Here is an 18,103-nt window from a genome sequence, read left to right as displayed (position 1 = left end):
TCAGACCGCGCCGGGCAGGTCGTCGAACAGCTGCAGCGCGCGGTCGAGGCCGCCGTCCTCGATCGACACCATCGCGCGCTCGCGCACCTTCGGCTTGGCGTGGAAGGCGATGCTGAGCCCGGCCGCTTCCATCATCGGCAGATCGTTGGCCCCGTCGCCGACCGCGATCGCCTCGCGCGGCGCCACGCCGGCGCGTTCGCAGGTCTCGAGCAGCGCGCGACGCTTCTCGGCGCCGTCGCAGATGTCGCCCCAGGGCTGGTCCACGAGGCGACCGGTCAGCATGCCGTTCTCGACCTCGAGCACGTTCGAGCGCGTCTCGTCGATCTGCAGGCGCTCGCGCACGCGGTCGCTGAAGAAGGTGAAGCCGCCCGACACCAGCAGCGTGACGATGCCGGCGCTGCGGCACGCCGCGAGGAACGCCTCGACGCCGGGGTTGATCAGCAGCCGGTCGGCGTAGACCGATTCGAGCGCCGACGCCGGTGCGCCCTCGAGCAGGGCGACGCGGCGGCGCAGGCTTTCCTTGAAATCGGCGATCTCGCCGCGCATCGCGGCCTCCGTGATCGCCGCGACCTCGGCCTTGCGGCCGACCGCATCGGCGATCTCGTCGATGCACTCGATCGAGATCAGCGTCGAGTCCATGTCGAACGCTGCGACCTTGAAGTCGGCGATTCGCAGCGGCGGCGTGATGCCGCGAATCCAGAGGCCGGGCCGGTACTCTTGGGCGGGTGGAGTGCTCATGGCGCCGGATTGTCGGCGAGCCGCGCCGCCCGCGTGCGGCGGCGCGCGTCAGACGCGGCGCGCGGTGCGGAACCGGTGCTCCGGCCGACCACGCCGACGAACGTCGACCGCGAGCACGCCGCCGGCCCACGGCTCGCGCGCGAGCGCCTCGTCCGAGAGCCCGCCGCGTGCGCTGGTGATGAAGAGCCGGTCGAGGTTCGGACCACCGAACGCAACGCAGGTCGGCCGCGTCACCGGCAGCGCGATGCGGTCGGTCTCGTGGCCGTCGGCGTCGTGGCGCACGATGCAGGCGCCGTCCCAGCGCGCGCTCCAGAGGCCGCCGTCGGCGTCGACCGCGGCGCCGTCGGGGTGGCCTTCGCCGTCGGGCACCTCGACGAAGCGTTCGGGTGTGCCGATCCGGCCGTCCGCGTGGTAGTCGGCGCGCCAGATCGTGCGCGTCGGCGAGTCCGTGAAGTAGAGCGTCATGCCGTCCGGGCTGAACGCCAGGCTGTTGGCGACCGAGACGCGAGGCAGCGCGAGTCGCTCGACGTTCAGGTCGGCGTCGACGCGGTAGAAGTGGCCGATCGGCTCGGGCGCGTGGTTGAACATGCCGAACACGAAGCGGCCCTGCGCGTCGCAGCGGCCGTCGTTGATGCGCGTCGAGGGCTGCTCGGCGTCGACCGCGACGAGGTCGCCGGTCGCCGCCTGGTCGACGTCGAACAGCGCGATGCCCGACGCGAGGCCGAGCAGCAGGTGCGACGACTCTTCGCAGAGCGCGAAGCTGCCCAGGCGCTCGCGCATGGCCCAGCGCGTCGTGGAACCATCGGCCGAGCGCCAGCGGCTGAGCTGCGAGTTCTGGATGTCGGTCCAGAACAGGCTCTGCGTGCGCTCGCACCAGAGCGGGCATTCGCCCAGGCGGGCGCGTGCATCGACGACGAGCTCGACCGTCATCGCAGCGGCCTCATGGCGTGGCTCCGAACGCGGTGCGCCAGCGCGCGGCGCGCTCGGCGACCTGCCCGGCGCTCGTTCCCGGGCTGTAGAGGCTCGAGCCGACGCCGAAGCCGCTGGCGCCGGCGGCGCGGTAGGCGGCGAGGTTGTCGAGGCTGATGCCGCCGACCGGCAGCAGCAAGGCCTCGGGGTCGAGCACCGCGCGCAGCGCCTTCACCGCCGCAGGCGGGATCATCTCGGCGGGGAACAGCTTGATGCCGGCAGCGCCGCCGCCGAGCGCGCTGAATGCCTCGCTCGCGGAGAGCACGCCCGGCAGCGCGACCATCCCGAGGTCGACCGCCTGGCGCAGCACCGCGAGGTCGAGATTTGGGGAGACGACGAGACGGGCGCCGGCCGCGTGCACGTCGCGCACCGCAGCCGGCGTGAGCACCGTGCCGGCTCCGATCAGCGCGTCGGGGTGCGCGGCGACCAGCGCCTCGATGCTCGCGAGCGGCTCGGGCGAGTTGAGCGGCACCTCGATGAGTCGCCAGCCGGCACCGACGAGCGCCGCGCCGACCGCGCGCGCCTCGCTCGGCCGGATGCCGCGCAGGATGGCCACGAGCGGCAGCTCGGCCATGAGCTGCCGGAAGCGGTCGAGCGGTGCAGGTTCGCTCATCGCGTGCCCTCCAGTTCGCAGCGGCGCCGATCGATGCACCAGAGCCCGCGCCAGGCGGCCTCGTCGCCGAAGCTGCGGCTGACGACGCCGCGGCTCGCCAGCGCCCGCGCGAAGCGCGCGGTGAGCGCGTCGGCTCCCACCAGCGCCACCGCGCCGGTGCCCTCGAGATCGCGCCCGCGCAGCTCCTCGCCGATCACCAGTCCGGAAAGATAGCTCGCCCGCGCCGCCGCCGGCATGCGCTCGAAGAGGGCGAAGGTGCGCACGCTGAACGCGTTCTGCAGCAGACCGCGGCCGGCGAAGGCGCGCTCGACGCCGCTGTCGAACGCCGCTTCGTCGAGAGCGTCGTCAGCGTCGTCCGACACGCTGTGCGCGAGGATCGAATGACGGCTCAGCAGCGCGTAGAACTCGCCGCTCATGGCGGTCGAGAACGCTATCAAGCGACCGCCTTCGACGCGGCACCACTTGCTGTGGGTGCCGGGCGAGACGATGCGCGCGTCGCCGGTGCCGAGCAGGTCGAGCACGCCGACGATCTTGATCTCCTCGCCGCGCATCACGTCGGGCATGCCGTCGTGCTCGCAGGTCGCGCCGGGGACGATCGCGATGTCGCGGCCGCGACTCGAGCGATCGCCGACGCGCTGCAGGCTGCCCGCATAGTCGTCGAGCCCGGCGGGGCAGGGGCGGTAGGGCGCCTCGACCCAGCCCTGGCGGCTGCCGACCATGCCGGCCATCAGGCAGCGCGTGCCCGGAACGTCCATCCAGTCGCCGAAGGTGGCCTCGAACACGCCATCGAAGCCGCCGGCATCGACCGTCAGCATGCCCTTGGGCGCGCTGCGCTGCTCGAGCACCGCACCGGCGTCGTCGATCAGCGCGCCACGCAGCGACGAACTGCCCCAGTCGATCGCGAGCAGGCGGCTCATGTCGCGTGCATGTTCACAGCCGAGCCAGCCGGCCGCCGTCGACGCGCAGCTCGGCACCGGTCACGAACCGGGCGTCGTCGGATGCGAGATAGGCGATCGCCGTCGCGACGTCCTCCGGTGCGCCGACGTCGGCCGGGTCGATCGTCTCGACGCCCGACTTCACGTTCGGGTTCTCGCGCAGCATCGGCGTCTCGATCGCGCCCGGCAAAATCGCGTTGACACGGATCCCCTTCGGCTTGCCCTCGATCGCCGCCGAGCGCGTGAGCGAGCAGACCGCCGCCTTGGCCGCCGCATACGCCGCCACCAGGGGCGTCGTCTGGCTCGCGTGGATGCTCGATACGTTGACGATCGCCGCGCCGGGCGCGCAGCGCAGGAAGGCGTGCTTGGTGAACCAGAACGCGCCGAGGAAGTCGACCCGCAGCACGTGCAGGAGGTCTTCCTCGCCGTGTTCCTCGATCGGCTTGAAGATCATCAAGCCGGCGTTGTTGACGACCGCGTCGAGGCGGCCGAAACGCGCGAACGTGGCGTCGACCGCCTTCGCCACGTCGGCCTCGGCGCCGACGTCGCACGCTGCTGCCAGCGCTTCGGGCCGTCCGCCCTCGCGCAGGCGATCGACGACGCTCTGCGCGCGCTCGAGCTTGTGGTCGGCGATGACGACGTGGGCGCCCTCGCGCGCCAGCCGTTCCGTGGTCGCGAGGCCGATGCCGCTCGCCCCGCCGGTGACGATCGCCACCTTGCCGTCGAATCGCATGTCGTCTCCCGTCGTGTCCGGCCGGGTCAGTGGCCGGCCTCCGCGTTGGCGGGCGCGGTCGGCTCGACGCGCGCTCCGTGCGAGCCCGGGCGCCAGCGCTGGCGCAGCGCGAGCTCGGTCTGACTCGGCGGGAACACCGGCACTCGCAGGCACACGCTCTGCGTCGGCAGCACGTCGTTCCACTCGCGCACGATCTTGCGGTAGGCCTCGCCGACCGGTCGGATGTTGCGGTCGAGATCGAACAGGCCGAGCGCGTTGACGCGCCCGTTGTCCTCGCGCAGCGCGGTGTCCCAGTCGACCTGGTCGGTCAGCGAATACCAGGTGAAGCCGACGATCGGAATGCCGTCGTTGCGCACGCGGAGCACGTTGGCCCACTGCTTCCACAGCCAGAACACCGCCTCGTCGCCGTTCGGACCCTGCGCGAAGTTGGTCTCGGTGTGCATCACCGGCAGCCGGTAGCGGCCGTAGTACTGCCAGGTGATCTCGTCGTAGCCGAACACCTCGCCGGCGGGAATCACGCGACCGTCGGCGAACACCCGGTGCTCGTTGGTCACGTAGTAGTCGTTCCCCATGATGCAGTGCTGCTTCAGGCTGTTGCCGAGGAAGAAGTGGTACTCCTCGCGCGTCATCCCGCTGTCCATGAGGTACTCGTACATCTCCGAGTCGACCCGCCGCCCGTAGTTCAGGTCGAGCGACAGGAAGCGCCGCGAATTGGCGATCTCGGCCGGCTTGATCGCGGCCGGGCTGTCGGCGTGGAAGTACTCGGTCGACTCGCTCTGCACGAAGATCGCGTCGGGCCGCAGCTTGAGGATCGCCTTCATCGCCAGCACGTTGGCCTTCACGACGTGCTTGAGCGCGGTCACGAACGCCTTGTCGCTCGCCAGCTGCTCGTTCCACCAGCCGAGGCCGGCCGAGAAGTTGGCCGTGATGAACATCTCGTTGACGGGGGTGTAGAGCTGCACCCACGGGAACCGCTTCGCGAAGTCGCGCGCGTAATCGGCAAAGAGGATCGGGAAGTCGGGGTTCTGGAAGTTGCCGAGCCAGTCGGGCAGGCCGAAGTGGCAGAGGTCGACGATCGGCGTGACGTCACGCTTCTCGAGATCGCCGAAGGTCGTGTCGGCGAACGACCAGTCGTAGCGGTTCGGGCCGAGCCAGGTGCGGTGCAGCGGCGGCCCGTACCGCAGCACGTGCAGTCCGAGCTCCTCGACGAGGTCGAAGTCGGTGCGCCATTTCTCGTAGTGCCGGCACTTGGCCATCTCGTCGACCCGTACCCGCCCACCCTGGATCGTCGGATAGCTGTTCTCGATGCCGGTCGCGAACATGAACGGTGGGATCAAGACGAGGTCCTTTGCGCGAGCCAGGAAAAGCCGCCGGCACCTGGTGCCGGCCGGTCGAACCATGCCGCATGATGAACGACCGCGCGACGATAAGGCTATTGGCCCGAGACTGGCGCGGCCGAAGAAGGCCGGGTGAGCGGCGCTGCCGGCTCCGCGCCTGGTCAGACCACCGCCGCGGCCCGAGTCGGCGTGCCGAGCGCGCGCAGCACGTCGCGCACGATCTGCGCGCGGTCGCGGGCCTCCGGCGCATTGCGTTCGATGCGCAGCTTCTCGTTGCCCGCGAGCTTGATGTCGCGGTGCTTCTGCACCAGCTGGATGATGCGGATCGCCTCGAACGGCGGATTCGGCCGGAACGTGATCAGCATCTGCTTGTCGCCGGCGTCGATCTTGGTCACGCCGTAGCTCTCGGCGAGCACGCGCAGGCGGTGCACGTCGAAGAGGGTCTGGCCCTGCACCGGGAGCTTGCCGAAGCGGTCGGTCACCTCCTCGAGGATGGCGTCGATCTGCTCGGCCTTGCTAGCGCTGGCGAGCCGCTTATAGAGCGACAGGCGGATGTGGACGTCGCCGCAATACGACGTGGGCAGCAGCGCCGGCGCGTGCAGGTTGATCTCGGTGGTCGCCGACAGTGGCGCCAGCAGGTCGGGCTCGCGTCCGTTCTTGAGCGAGCGCACCGCCTCGGCCAGCATGTCGTTATAGAGCTGGAAGCCCACCTCGAGCATGTTGCCGCTCTGGTTATCGCCGAGCACCTCGCCCGCGCCGCGGATCTCGAGGTCGTGCATCGCCAGGTAGAAGCCCGAGCCGAGCTCCTCCATCTGCTGGATCGCGTCGAGGCGCTGCGCCGCCTGCTTGGTCAGACCTTCGACGTCCGGCACCAGCAGGTACGCATAGGCCTGGTGGTGCGAGCGACCGACGCGGCCGCGCAGCTGGTGCAGCTGGGCCAGGCCGAACTTGTCGGCGCGCGCGATCACGATGGTGTTGGCGCTCGCGACGTCGATGCCGGTCTCGATGATGGTCGAGCAGAGCAGCACGTTGTGGCGCTGCGCGACGAAGTCGCGCATCACGCGCTCGAGCTCGCGCTCGGGCATCTGGCCGTGCGCGACGGCGATGCGCGCCTCGGGCACCAGCGCCTGCAGCGTCTCGCGCCGGTGCTCGATGGTCTGCACGTCGTTGTGCAGGAAGTAGACCTGACCGCCGCGCTTGAGCTCGCGCAGCACCGCCTCGCGGATGGTGCCGCTCGACTCGTTGCGCACGAAGGTCTTGATCGCGAGGCGCCGCTGCGGTGCGGTCGCGATCACCGAGAGGTCGCGCAGGCCTTCGAGCGCCATGCCGAGGGTTCGCGGGATCGGCGTCGCGGTCAGCGTGAGCACGTCGACCTCGGCGCGCATCGACTTGATCGCCTCCTTGTGGCGCACCCCGAATCGATGCTCCTCGTCGATGATCAGGAGGCCGAGCCGCTTGAACCGGATGTCGGGCGAGAGCAGCTTGTGGGTGCCGACGACGATGTCGACGGTGCCGTCGGCGATGCCCTCGAGCGCCGCCTTTACCTCCTTGGGCGAGCGGAAGCGCGAGAGCTCGGCCACCTTGACCGGCCACTTGCCGAACCGGTCGGCGATGTTCTGGTAGTGCTGCTCGGCGAGCAGCGTGGTCGGCGCGAGGATCGCGACCTGCTTGCCGGCGGTGACCGCGACGAAGGCGGCGCGCAGCGCGACCTCGGTCTTGCCGAAGCCGACGTCGCCGCAGACGAGGCGGTCCATCGGCCGCGGCGACACCATGTCCTGGATCACGGCGTGGATCGCGGCGTGCTGGTCGGGCGTCTCCTCGAAGCCGAAGCTCGCGGCGAACGCCTCGTATTCGTGCGGCTGGAAGCGGAACGCGTGGCCCTCGCGCGCGGCGCGCCGCGCGTAGAGGTTGAGCAGCTCGGCCGCCGTGTCGCGCACCTGCTCGGCGGCCTTGCGGCGCGCCTTGTCCCACTGCCCGGAGCCGAGCTTGTGGAGCGGCGCCTCCTCGGGGCTCACGCCGGTGTAACGCGCGATCAGATGCAGCTGGGCGACCGGCACGTAGAGCGTGGCCTTGTCGGCGTACTCGAGGTGCAGGAACTCGCTCGGCCCCGCACCCGGATCGAGCTCGATGCTGACGAGGCCGACGTAGCGCCCAATCCCGTGATTCACGTGCACGACCGGGTCGCCGACCTTGAGTTCCGAGAGGTCCTTGATCAGCGCGTTGACGTCGCTGGTGGCCTCCTGCCGGCGGCGCCGGCGCGTGGTGGGCGGCGTCGCGAAGAGCTCGGTCTCGGTGACGAACTCGATCGCGGCCGAGGCCTGGCCGATCGGCGCGTCGGCGACTTCGCGCCGCCACACGAAGCCTTCGGCGAGCGGCGCGACGGCGATCGCGAAGCGTTCGTCCGAAGCTTCGAAGTCCGCGAGCGACTCCACGATGGGCGGCTCGATGCGGCTGTCGCGCAGCAGCTCGAGCAGGCTCTCGCGGCGGCCGTCGCTCTCGGCGACGATCAGCACGCGGTTCGGCGTGCGCGCGAGGTGATCCTGCAGGCGCTCGAGCGGCTCCGGTGCCCCGCGCGTCACGCTGACGTCGGGCAGGCGCGCCGCCCACGGCGTCTCGCCGGCACCGCGCACGCTCAGCACCGCGTGCGTGCCGGCGAGCGTGAAGAACGCCTCGGGGCTCAGGAACAGCGCGTCCGGCGGCAGCAGCGGCCGCTCGGGGTCGTGCTGCAGGAAGCGATGGCGCTCGCGCGTGTCGGCCCAGAAGCGCTTCAGTGCATCGTCGACCTCGCCGTGCAGCGCGAGTCCGGCATCGTCGGGCAGGTAGTCGAAGATCGTCGCCGTCTCGTCGAAGAAGAGCGGCAGGTAGTACTCGATGCCGGCGGTCGCGATGCCGGTGCCGACGTCCTTGTAGATGCGCACCTTGGTCGGGTCGCCCTCGATGCGTTCGCGCCAGCGCGCGCGGAACGCGGCGCGCGCGTCCTCGTCCATCGGGAACTCGCGGCCCGGCAGCAGGCGCACTTCGGGCACCGGGTAGAGGCTGCGCTGGGTGTCGGGGTCGAACGTGCGGATCGAGTCGACCTCGTCCCCGAACAGGTCGACGCGGTACGGCACCGCCGAGCCCATCGGGAACAGGTCGATCAGCCCGCCGCGCACCGCGTACTCGCCGGGCGAGACGACCTGGCTCACGTGGCTGTAGCCGGCGAGCGTGAGCTGCGACTTGAGGGCCGCCTCGTCGAGCTTCTGCTTGGTCTTGAAGTGGAACGTGTAGGCGGCCAGAAAGCTCGGCGGCGCGAGCCGCACCAGCGCGGTCGACGCCGGCAGCAGCACCACGTCGACGTCGCGCTGGCGGATGCGCCAGAGCGTCGCCAGCCGCTCCGAGATCAGGTCCTGGTGCGGCGAGAAGGTGTCGTACGGCAGCGTCTCCCAGTCGGGGAACACCGCGATGCGCAGCTTCGGCGCGAAGAACGCGAGCTCGTCCTCGAGGCGCTGGGTGTCGGCCGGCTCGGCGGTGACGATGGCGGTGATCTGACCCGCCGCGGCGTTGCGCTCGGCGGCGCGCGCGAGCAGCAGCGCGTCGGCCGAGCCGACCGGGCGCGGCAGCGTGAAGCGTTTTCCGGGGCTGAGAGAAGGAAGCTGCATCGGCGTCGACAAAAGCGAAAGCCCCGCGGCGGCATGCGGCGGGGCGATGGCCGCAAATTGTAGGGACGCGGTCCGCGCCGCGTCGGGGCGGGGTTGCCGCCCGAGGACGGGCGCAACCGGGCAGCCGACGTGCCCGGGTCTGCCGACCCGCCGCTTAGACTTGCGCCCGTGTCGCGTCGCCTTCCACGCCCTGAGCCATGAGCGCGCGCCTGCACGCCCTGGTGCCGTGCGCCGGCTCCGGCTCGCGCGCCGGCGCCCCCATCCCGAAGCAGTACGTGACGATCGCCGGGCGGCCGCTGGTCGCGCACACCCTGACGGCGCTCGAGGGCGTCGAGCGCCTGGCGAGCATCCTCGTGGTCGTCGCGCCCGACGACACGCGGGCCGACGCCGCCCTTGCGGACATCGACGTGCCGCGCGTGGCGATCGCGCACTGCGGCGGTGCGCAGCGTGCCGAAAGCGTCGCCAACGGGCTGTCGGTGCTGCGCGAGCGCGGCGCCGCGCCCGACGACTGGGTGCTGGTGCACGACGCCGCGCGCTGCCTAGTGCGCCCGGCGTGGGTCGACGCGCTGATCGACGCCTGCATCGACGACCCGGTCGGCGGCCTGCTCGCGCTGCCGGTCGCCGACACGCTCAAGGCCGAGCAGGGCGGCCGGGTGCGCGTGACGGTCGACCGGCGCGGCATGTGGCAGGCGCAGACGCCGCAGATGTTCCGCCTCGGCCTGCTCGCCGAGGCCCTGGCGCGGGCCGGCAGCGCGGTCACCGACGAGGCGAGCGCGATCGAGGCACTCGGCCACGCGCCGGGCCTGGTGCCGGGCCGCATCGAGAACTTCAAGGTCACGCAGGCGGCCGACTTCGCGCTCGCCGAGCGCCTGCTGACCGTCTGACGAGACGCCATGACGATGATCACGAGGAACAAGGCGCCGATCTGGCGCGTCGGCGAGGGCTGGGACATTCACGCGCTGGTCGCCGGTCGCCGGCTGGTGCTCGGCGGCGTCGAGATCCCGCACAGCCACGGCCTGCTCGGGCATTCGGACGCCGACGCCCTGTGCCACGCGCTCACCGACGCGCTGTTCGGTGCCGCGGCGCTCGGCGACATCGGGCACCACTTCCCCGACAGCGACGCGCAGTACCGCGGCGCCGACTCGCTGGCGCTGCTGGCCGAAGCCGCGCGCCGCGTCAAGGCGGCCGGCTGGCAGATCGGCAACGTCGACAGCACCGTCGTCGCGCAGGCGCCCAAGCTCGCGCCGCATGTGCCGGCGATGCGCCAGTGCGTCGCGCGGGCGCTCGGCCTCGCGCTCGATCAGGTCAGCGTGAAGGCGAAGACGGCCGAAGGCATGGGGCCGGTCGGCACGCTCGCCGCGATCGAGTCGCGCGCGATCTGCATGCTCTGGAAGTAGTCGGCGACGAGCCGCGCGCGCGCCCGCGATCGGCCGGCGGCCACGCGGCCGGGCTGGCGGCGCTCGAGCGGCTGCGCGTCGAGCAGCGCTCCGGCGCCTGCGCGCCGAGCAGCGCTACGGCGCGCGCTTGAGCCGCACGTGCGCGAGCAGCCCGCCGTCGGCGGCGTTCGCGATCTCGAGCGTGCCGCCCATGCGGTGCACCGCCTTCTCGACGATCGCGAGGCCGAGGCCGGCGCCCGACGCGGCAGTACGCGCGGCGTCGCCGCGATAAAACGGCGCCGTGACCTGGTCGATCTTCGACGGGTCGACACCGGGCCCGTGGTCGCGCACGGTGAGGATCACCCAGGAGCCCGTGCGCGCGGTCGACACCAGCACGCGGGCGATGCCGGTGTCCATCGAGCGGCCGTAGCGACGCGCGTTCTCGAACAGGTTCTGCAGCACGCGGCCGAGCTCGACCTCGTCGGCCATCACCTCGACGTCGGGTGCGACCTTCGAGTGGATGCGGATCTGCGTGGTGTCGCGGAACACCGAGGCCTCGCGGTCGACGAGGCGCTTGAGGTCGGTCGGCGCGAGCTTGACGTTGTCGGGTCGCGCGTAGTCCATGAACTTGTCGATGATCGCGTCGAGCTGGTCGATGTCCTGGGCGATGTTGGCCTTGACCTCCTCGTCGGCGACGCTGAGCTCGGCTTCGAGGCGCAGGCGCGCGAGCGGCGTGCGCAGGTCGTGCGAGATGCCGGCGAGCATCACGGCGCGATCCTGCTCGACCTTGGCGAGCTCGCGCGCCATGCGGTTGAAGCCCATGTTGACCTGGCGGATCTCGCTCGTGGTCGTGGTCTCGTCGAGGCGCGACTCGTACTCGCCCTCGCGGATGCGGCTGGCCGCGAACGACAGGTCCTTGAGGGGCCGGTTGATCAGGCGGGCGATCGCCGCCGAGCCAAGCACGGTCGCGGCGAGCGCAATGCCGACCCAGAGCAGGATGGTCGAGGTCTCGATCGGCCCGACGCGCGGCATGTCGACGTTGAGCCAGTACGAGTCGCGGTCGGTGCGAAAGCTCACCCACAGGCCGTCGCGGCCGTTCAGCGAATTCGCGATGATGAGATCGCTGCCGAGTCGCGCACGCAGCTGCTCGCCCACCGCCACCGAGAAACGGTCGATCTCGTACGGCGTCCAGCGGTCGTCGGGCCGCCGCGGCTCGAGGTTCACGCCGTCGAGCCGCTCGATCGATGCGGCAAGTGCCGGCCGCGTGTGCGGGCTCGTCGCGGCGAGCGCCGTCTCGGTGATGCGCACCAGCCCCGAGATGTGCTCGGCGGTCTGCGCCGCGCGAGGCTCGAACTCGAGCGCACGGATGGTCTGCAGCCACGCGAACACCCCGCTCACCAGGAACAGGGCCAGCAGGAAGAAGGTGCGCCAGAACAGGCTGATCGCGAAGAACTTCGGCGGCCGCTCTTCTTCGACGGCATCGTCCGACCAGGTCGGCACGGTGGCGCGGAAGGTCCGCCGCTCGGCCGGCTGCGTGCTCGGCGCGTCGCTGGCCGGCAGGGCGCTCGCAGGGCCGAGTGCCGAGCGCGCCCCCGAGCGGCTGTCCGGTGCCAAAGGTCGGGCCAATCTAGGCGGCTTCGTCGGGCACGAACACGTAGCCCACGCCCCAGACCGTCTGGATGTAGCGCGGCTGCGCCGGGTCGGGCTCGATGAGCTTGCGCAGGCGCGAGATCTGCACGTCGAGGCTGCGGTCGAACGGCTCGAACTCGCGGCCGCGCGCGAGCTGCGCGAGCTTGTCGCGCGAGAGCGGCTGGCGTGGATGGCGCACCAGTGCCTTCAGCATCGAGAACTCGCCGGTCGTGAGGGCGATCTGCTCGCCGTCCTTCGAGAGGCGGCGCAGCGCGAGGTCGAAGGTGAACGGGCCGAAGGTGACGGACTGCGCCTCGAGCGACGGCGCGCCCGGCGCCTCGATCGCCGGGCGGCGCCGCAGCACCGCATGGATGCGCGCCAGCAGCTCGCGCGGGTTGAACGGCTTGGGGAGGTAATCGTCGGCGCCCACCTCGAGGCCGACGATGCGGTCGACGTCCTCGACCTTGGCGGTGAGCATGATGATCGGCGTGCCGTCGTTGGCGGCGCGCAGGCGCCGGCAGATCGAGAGGCCGTCCTCGCCCGGCAGCATGAGGTCGAGCACGATCAGGTTCACCGTCTCGCGCGTCAGCAGCCGGTTGAGCGCCTTGGCATCCTCCGCGAGCAGCACCTCGAAGCCTTCCTGCGTGAGGTAGCGGCGCAGCAGGTCGCGGATGCGCGCATCATCGTCGACGACCGCGATCCGGTCAGGGCGTCCATTGGCAGCAGCAGTATTCATCGGCTCACCATCCTCCCCCATTTGTAACAATGGCGATTCTGCGAGCGAATCCAGGTTGCCCCGAAGTCCTGACATGACGTTACAACAGCGTCCCGTCGCACCGCCGGGGCCCGCAACGGGAACCGACGACATGCCGTTCGAGCACGACCAAAGCACGGAGCCGCGCCTGCGCCGGGTGCAGTGTCTCGGTGCGCGCGGCCTGCACCGCATGGCGTATTGGGAGTGGGGCGACCCGGCGAGCCCGCATGTGGTCGTCTGCGTGCATGGCCTCACGCGCCAGGGCCGCGATTTCGACACGCTGGCGCGCGCGCTCGCTCGCGAGTGCCGCGTGATCTGCCCCGACGTCGTCGGCCGTGGCCGTTCCGACTGGCTGCCGGACCCGGCGGGCTACCAGATCCCTGCGTACGTCGCCGACATGGTGACGCTGCTCGCGCGCCTCGACGTCGCGCACGTCGACTGGGTCGGCACCTCGATGGGCGGGCTGATCGGCATGGGCCTGGCGGCGCTCGCCGGCTCGCCGATCCGCCGTCTCGTCCTCAACGATGTCGGTCCAGCCATCGAAGCCGCGGCGCTCGCCCGCATCGGCAGCTACGTCGGCGCGCCGGTGCACTGGACGAGCCTCGAGGAGGCGGCCGACTACCTGCTCGAGATCTCGCGCGGCTTCGGCCCGCACGCGCGCGACGAATGGTTGGACCTGACGCGTCCGATGCTCAGGCCCGACGGCGACGGCTGGAAGCCGCACTACGACCCGGCGATCGGGCTCGCGCTGCGCGCGATCACGCCGGCCGCCGCGGCCGCCGGCGAGCAGGTGCTGTGGGCGAGCTACGACGCGATCCGCGCCCCGACCCTGCTGCTGCGCGGCGCCGAGTCGGACCTGCTGTCGGCGACCACCGCCGCCGCGATGGCGAGCCGCGGCCCGCGCGCCCGCGTGGTCGAGTTCGCCGGCGTCGGTCACGCGCCGACGCTGGTCGCGCCCGACCAGGTCGCGGTGGTGCGGGAGTTCCTGCTGACGCCATGAAGACCGGCTCCGCGGCCGAGGTCGATCGCGCCGCGCCGATCGTCCGGCTGATCGAAGGCGACGCGGATGCGGCCGCCGACGGTGCGCCGGGCGCCGAGATGGTCGCCGCGGCGCGTGCGTTCACCGTGCCGCTGGTCGCCGGCGAATGCCATGCGAGCGGCGAGGACGTGCTCGGCCACGCCGACGGCGTGGCGGGCATCCTGCAGTCGATCGGCGCCGCGCCGTCGCTCGCCGCCGCTGCCTACCTGATCCATGCGGCCGCTCACCTGGGCAAGCCCGACGAGGCGATCGGCAAGGCGTTCGACCCCTCGCAGGCGACGCTGGTCGCGCACGCCCGTCAGCTGATGCAGATCGAGCGCGCCGCTGCGAGCGCGCAGCTCGGTGCCGTCGACCGAGCGCGGCAGACCGAGCGCGTGCGCAAGATGCTGCTTGCGTTCTCGCGCGACCTGCGCGTCGTGCTGGTTCGCCTCGCGTCGCGTCTGCAGGGGCTGCGCCACCATGCCGCGAGCAGGACGCCGTGCCCGCGCGAGCTGGCCGAGGAGACGCTGCAGGTGTTCGCGCCGCTCGCCAATCGGCTGGGCATCTGGCAGATCAAGTGGGAACTCGAGGACCTCGCGTTCCGCTTCCTCGATCCCGGCAACTACAAGGCGATCGCCGCGCTGCTCGACGAGCGCCGCGCCGAGCGCGAGATGCACGTCGAGGCGCTGCGACGCCGCCTCGGCGCAGAACTCGCAGCCGCGGGCATCGAGGCCGAGGTGCAGGGCCGGCCCAAGCACATCTACAGCATCTGGAAGAAGATGCGCAGCAAGGGCCTGGCGTTCGACGCGGTGCTCGACGTGCGCGCGCTGCGCGTGATCGTCGCCGACGTGGCGGACTGCTATGCGGTGCTCGGCCGCGTCCACGAGCTCTACCGCGCGATCCCCGGCGAGCTCGACGACTACATCGCGAATCCCAAGCCGAACGGATACCAGTCGCTGCACACGGTGGTCGCCGACAGCGATGGCCGGCATGTCGAAATCCAGATCCGCACCCGCGCGATGCACGAGCACGCGGAGTTCGGCGTCTCGGCGCACTGGGTCTACAAGGAAGCCGGGCCGCGCGCCAACCCGACCGCCGTCGGCGAGTTTGCCGCGCGCATCGCCGCCGCGCGGCTGGTGGTGCTGCGTCAGCTGCTGGCCTGGGAGCGCGATCTCGTCGGCGGCGAGGGCGCGGTGGGTGGAGCGGCGGACGCGAGCGATACCAAGGCCCCGGCCTTCGACGATCGCATCTACGTGTTCACGCCACAGGCGGCCATCGTCGAGCTGACCGCCGGCGCGACGCCGATCGACTTCGCCTATGCGGTGCACACCGAGCTCGGCCACCGCTGCCGGGGCGCCAAGGCCGACGGCGTGATGATCCCGCTCAACACGCCGCTCAGGAATGGTCAGACCGTCGAGATCACGGTCGCCAAGGCGGGTGGGCCGTCGCTCGACTGGCTCAACCCGGAACTCGGTTTCATCCAGAGCGCGCGCTCGCGCGCCAAGGTGCGCGCCTGGTTCAACGCGCAGGCGCAGGCCGCGACCGTCGCGCGCGGCCGCGAAGCGGTCGAACGCCTGCTGCAGCGTGAGGGACGCACCGCGCTCAAGCACGCCGACCTCGCGGCGCAGCTGGGCTTCCGGAGCGCCGACGCGCTGTTCGAGGTGGTCGGCAAGGACGAGCTGTCGCTGCGCAGCATCGAGAACCTGCTGCGTCCGCCCGAGCCGGCGCCGACCGACGTGTTGCCGCTGCGCCGCTCGCGCGCGGGCGAGGGCGGACGCGGCGGCGTGCTGGTCGTGGGCGACGGCTCGCTGCTCACCAGCCTCGGCCGCTGCTGCCGGCCGGCGCCGCCCGATCCGATCGGCGGCTACGTGACCCGCGGCAAGGGTGTCGCGGTGCATCGCACCAGCTGCAGCAACTTTCGTCAGATGGCCGCGCGCATGCCGGAGCGGGTGATCGACGTCGCCTGGGGCGCCGGCGACGCGTCGCGGCCGTCGCTGTATCCGATCGACATCGGTGTCGAGGCACACGACCGCCCCGGGCTGCTGCGCGACATCTCCGAGGCGCTCGCCAAGGAGAAGATGAACGTCGTCGGCGTGACCACGCAGGCGGCGCGCGACGGCGGCTCGACCGCGGCTCTGACGTTCACGGTCGAGATCGCCGACGCCAACCGCGTCGGCGCGGTGCTCGCCCACGTCGCCAGCATCGCCGGCGTGCGCTCGGTGCGCCGCAAATAGGCGCTGGGCGCGCGCAGGGCATCGCTCTCCGACGCACCGCCGCGCGCCGAAACACCTCGCGCCCCTGCTATAGTCACGGCTTCGCAGGCGCGTAGCTCAGCTGGTTAGAGCACCACCTTGACATGGTGGGGGTCGTTGGTTCGAGTCCAATCGCGCCTACCAAATACGGTAGATGAATCAAGCACTTCGCGGCGACGCCAAGTGCTTTTTTCTTTCCGGTACGGAAAAAGTACGGAAAAGCCGCCGCTGATGAGGGGTGCGAGACGCGGCGGCCTAACCTCCCGCTTCCTGAAGCTCGAGGCCTCGTTTCGCTGCAATCATGGCTGCACGGCGCGCTCCTTCAGCATCAGCAGCTCGTACTGCGGGCACAGTCAGTTCGCGCCCAGTACCGTTCTCCTGCACAACCGCCCGATTCAGTGCAGCACGAAAAGCTGTGAGCCCCGCTTCGGCCGATCGCTCCGACCGCGCCGCGAGGCAGCGACGCATACCTGACGGCGCACCTACGCCTTGCCGTCAAGCCGAAAGGTTAGGCCGCGGCATAGCTTGCGCGGGTGCGCGTGAGGTCTGCAGGCCTCCAGCGAGCGTCTCCGTCCCCGTCAGGAGCAGTTAAGGCTTGTGCGACACCTGCCCCTGCACAGGTGGTGGCGCCGCCTCCGCGCCCGCGGGCAGGTGTTGCATAAGCCTCTAGGGAGGAAACCGCGGCGCATGCCACGGTGGCTGCTTAACGCAGCAGCTATGGCGATTCAAGCGCGGTGTCGCTGCGATGGCGCTGCGCACGACGCCTGGTCGATGCCGCGTTGACGGAGTCCAGCGAGCCGATGCACTTGACGCCGCTGCAGCGCAGAGTTGCGTGCAGCCCTCGAGAGGCTGGACTCGAGCCGTGCGCAAAACGAGCCACCCGACGCCCGAGTCGACGTCGCGGAGATCGCTGGTGATGGAGCGTCGTCATCATGTGGGTGGTGCTCGAATCGAGCAGTCGCGGGCAAGGATCTGCAGCACCACCATAGCGTGGCCGCAATGTGCGCAGACGACGGTCGGGGTCGGCGTGGCCGACGGCTCGTCGGCGGACTCGCTAGGCGCTAGCGGCGCCACGCGCAGCAACTCGCGTGCGATCGCCAGGTTCTCCCTGCGGCTGCCGTTGGCCAGCAGCCCGTAGTGCCGAATGCGGTGGAAGCCAGGCGGAAGCACATGCAGCAGGAACCGGCGCATGAACTCGCCCGGGGTTAGAGACATTGCCTTGTGGCGCGTTCTGCCCTTGGCGCGGTAGTCCTTCCAGCGGAAGGTGATGCCGCGCTCGTCCATGGCGAGCAGGCGGCTGTTGGAGATCGCCACGCGGTGCGTGTAGAGCGACAGGTAGGCCAGCACGGCCGCGGGCCCGGCGAACGGTCGCTTGGCATAGACCACCCACTCGCACTGGCGCAGCGGCGCGAGCCAGGCTTGGAACGCTGCGGCGTCAGCCAGGCACTCGTGCTCGCCGAAGAACTTCAACTCGCCGCTCTCGTGCAGCCGCTGCAGTTCCTCGAGGAAGCGTCGCCGGAACAGCCTCGACAGCACGCGCACGGGCAGGAAGAACCCCGGCCGGCACGCGACCCATCGAGTGCCGTCGGGCGAGAGGCCGCCGCCCGGCACGATGCCGTGCACGTGCGGATGGTGCGTCATCGCCGAACCCCAGGTGTGCAGGACCAGCGTGGCGCCGATGCGCGCGCCCAGGTGCCTGGCATCTCCAGCGATGGTCTGCAGCACCTCGGCAGCCACGTCGAACAGCAGGCCGTACAACGCAGTCTTGTTCTGGTAGGCGATGTCCGCCACTGGTGCCGGCAGCGTGAAGACCACGTGGTAGTACTCGACGGGCAGCAGATCGGCTTGGCGCGCATGGAGCCAGCGTTGGGCCGCGCTGCTCTGGCACTTCGGGCAATGCCGGTTGCGGCAGGAGTTGTACGAGATCTGCTCTGTCCCGCAGCCATCGCAACGCAAGACATGTCCGCCCAGCGCCGCGCTACGGCACTGGGTGATGGCCGACGTGACCTTCAGTTGCGCCAGGCTCAGGTGGCCACGCTGGGCCTCACGCCAACCGGGGCCGTGGATGCGGAAGATGTCGGCGACCTCCAGGGCGGGCCGCCCCACGAGCG

The 18,103-nt window shown here is 71.0% G+C and carries 14 protein-coding genes and 1 tRNA gene; 5 read left to right on the top strand and 10 right to left on the bottom strand.

All coding sequences use genetic code 11. The features are described 5' to 3' along the window. From serB to mfd, 7 genes are all read right to left on the bottom strand, one after another. A complete protein-coding gene (gene serB / locus HQN59_RS18305) occupies positions 1-738 on the bottom strand; it encodes a phosphoserine phosphatase SerB (RefSeq protein ID WP_176070571.1) in 738 nt (245 codons plus the stop codon). Positions 739-786: 48 nt separating this feature from the next. Next, the gene (locus tag HQN59_RS18300; RefSeq protein WP_176070570.1) at positions 787-1,668 is read right to left on the bottom strand and encodes an SMP-30/gluconolactonase/LRE family protein; all 882 of its coding nucleotides are present in this window, start codon (positions 1,666-1,668) and stop codon (positions 787-789) included. Positions 1,669-1,678: 10 nt separating this feature from the next. Further along, a complete protein-coding gene (locus tag HQN59_RS18295) occupies positions 1,679-2,320 on the bottom strand; it encodes a 2-dehydro-3-deoxy-6-phosphogalactonate aldolase (protein WP_176070569.1) in 642 nt (213 codons plus the stop codon). Then, positions 2,317-3,237 (bottom strand): 2-dehydro-3-deoxygalactonokinase, encoded by a 921-nt coding sequence (locus HQN59_RS18290; RefSeq protein ID WP_176070568.1) that lies wholly within the window; start codon positions 3,235-3,237, stop codon positions 2,317-2,319. The genes HQN59_RS18295 and HQN59_RS18290 overlap by 4 nt, the downstream gene beginning before the upstream one ends. 13 nt (positions 3,238-3,250) lie before the next feature. After that, a complete protein-coding gene (locus HQN59_RS18285; protein ID WP_176070567.1) occupies positions 3,251-3,988 on the bottom strand; it encodes an SDR family NAD(P)-dependent oxidoreductase in 738 nt (245 codons plus the stop codon). A 26-nt stretch (positions 3,989-4,014) separates the two neighbouring features. Next, a complete protein-coding gene (locus HQN59_RS18280) occupies positions 4,015-5,325 on the bottom strand; it encodes a family 1 glycosylhydrolase (RefSeq protein WP_217704208.1) in 1,311 nt (436 codons plus the stop codon). Positions 5,326-5,486: 161 nt separating this feature from the next. Next, positions 5,487-8,963, bottom strand: a complete 3,477-nt coding sequence (mfd, locus tag HQN59_RS18275; protein ID WP_176070566.1) for a transcription-repair coupling factor — start codon at positions 8,961-8,963, stop codon at positions 5,487-5,489. A gap of 197 nt (positions 8,964-9,160) precedes the next feature. On the opposite strand from mfd, the gene ispD reads away from it, so the two are divergent. Together ispD and ispF are read left to right on the top strand one after the other, a co-directional pair. Continuing rightward, entirely contained in the window at positions 9,161-9,847 is a 687-nt protein-coding gene (gene ispD, locus HQN59_RS18270; protein WP_176070565.1) for a 2-C-methyl-D-erythritol 4-phosphate cytidylyltransferase, read from the top strand. 9 nt (positions 9,848-9,856) lie between these two features. Further along, positions 9,857-10,360 carry a 2-C-methyl-D-erythritol 2,4-cyclodiphosphate synthase gene (ispF, locus tag HQN59_RS18265; protein ID WP_176070564.1) on the top strand — a complete coding sequence of 168 codons (504 nt, stop codon included), beginning with the start codon at positions 9,857-9,859 and terminating at the stop codon, positions 10,358-10,360. Between the two features lie 114 nt (positions 10,361-10,474). Here the strand turns inward: ispF and HQN59_RS18260 are convergent, their stop codons facing one another. Both HQN59_RS18260 and ompR read right to left on the bottom strand, forming a co-directional pair. Further along, positions 10,475-11,782, bottom strand: coding sequence for an ATP-binding protein (locus HQN59_RS18260; protein ID WP_176070721.1), 1,308 nt, complete (start codon positions 11,780-11,782; stop codon positions 10,475-10,477). Between the two features lie 184 nt (positions 11,783-11,966). Then, complete coding sequence (gene ompR / locus HQN59_RS18255) at positions 11,967-12,704, bottom strand: osmolarity response regulator transcription factor OmpR (RefSeq protein WP_176070563.1); 738 nt, start codon at positions 12,702-12,704, stop codon at positions 11,967-11,969. A gap of 130 nt (positions 12,705-12,834) precedes the next feature. Here ompR and HQN59_RS18250 point away from each other — a divergent pair, with 130 nt between their 5' ends. The 3 genes from HQN59_RS18250 (at position 12,835) to HQN59_RS18240 (ending at position 16,136) form a co-directional block, all read left to right on the top strand. Next, on the top strand, positions 12,835-13,722 hold the full coding sequence (locus tag HQN59_RS18250; RefSeq protein ID WP_176070562.1) for an alpha/beta fold hydrolase: 888 nt from the start codon (positions 12,835-12,837) through the stop codon (positions 13,720-13,722). Continuing rightward, entirely contained in the window at positions 13,719-15,974 is a 2,256-nt protein-coding gene (locus HQN59_RS18245) for a RelA/SpoT family protein (protein ID WP_176070561.1), read from the top strand. The genes HQN59_RS18250 and HQN59_RS18245 overlap by 4 nt, the downstream gene beginning before the upstream one ends. A gap of 85 nt (positions 15,975-16,059) precedes the next feature. Next, positions 16,060-16,136: transfer RNA gene (locus tag HQN59_RS18240), tRNA-Val, on the top strand. 786 nt (positions 16,137-16,922) lie between these two features. On the opposite strand, the gene HQN59_RS18235 is transcribed toward HQN59_RS18240, so the two are convergent. Next, positions 16,923-18,098, bottom strand: a complete 1,176-nt coding sequence (locus tag HQN59_RS18235; RefSeq protein WP_425342744.1) for an IS91 family transposase — start codon at positions 18,096-18,098, stop codon at positions 16,923-16,925. Positions 18,099-18,103: the final 5 nt, after the last annotated feature.

The sequence above is a fragment of the Rhizobacter koreensis genome, from assembly GCF_013366375.1.
Taxonomy (GTDB): domain Bacteria; phylum Pseudomonadota; class Gammaproteobacteria; order Burkholderiales; family Burkholderiaceae_C; genus Schlegelella_A; species Schlegelella_A koreensis.
Note: the sequence above shows the minus strand (reverse complement) of the source record. Positions and strands in the feature narration are given on the sequence as shown.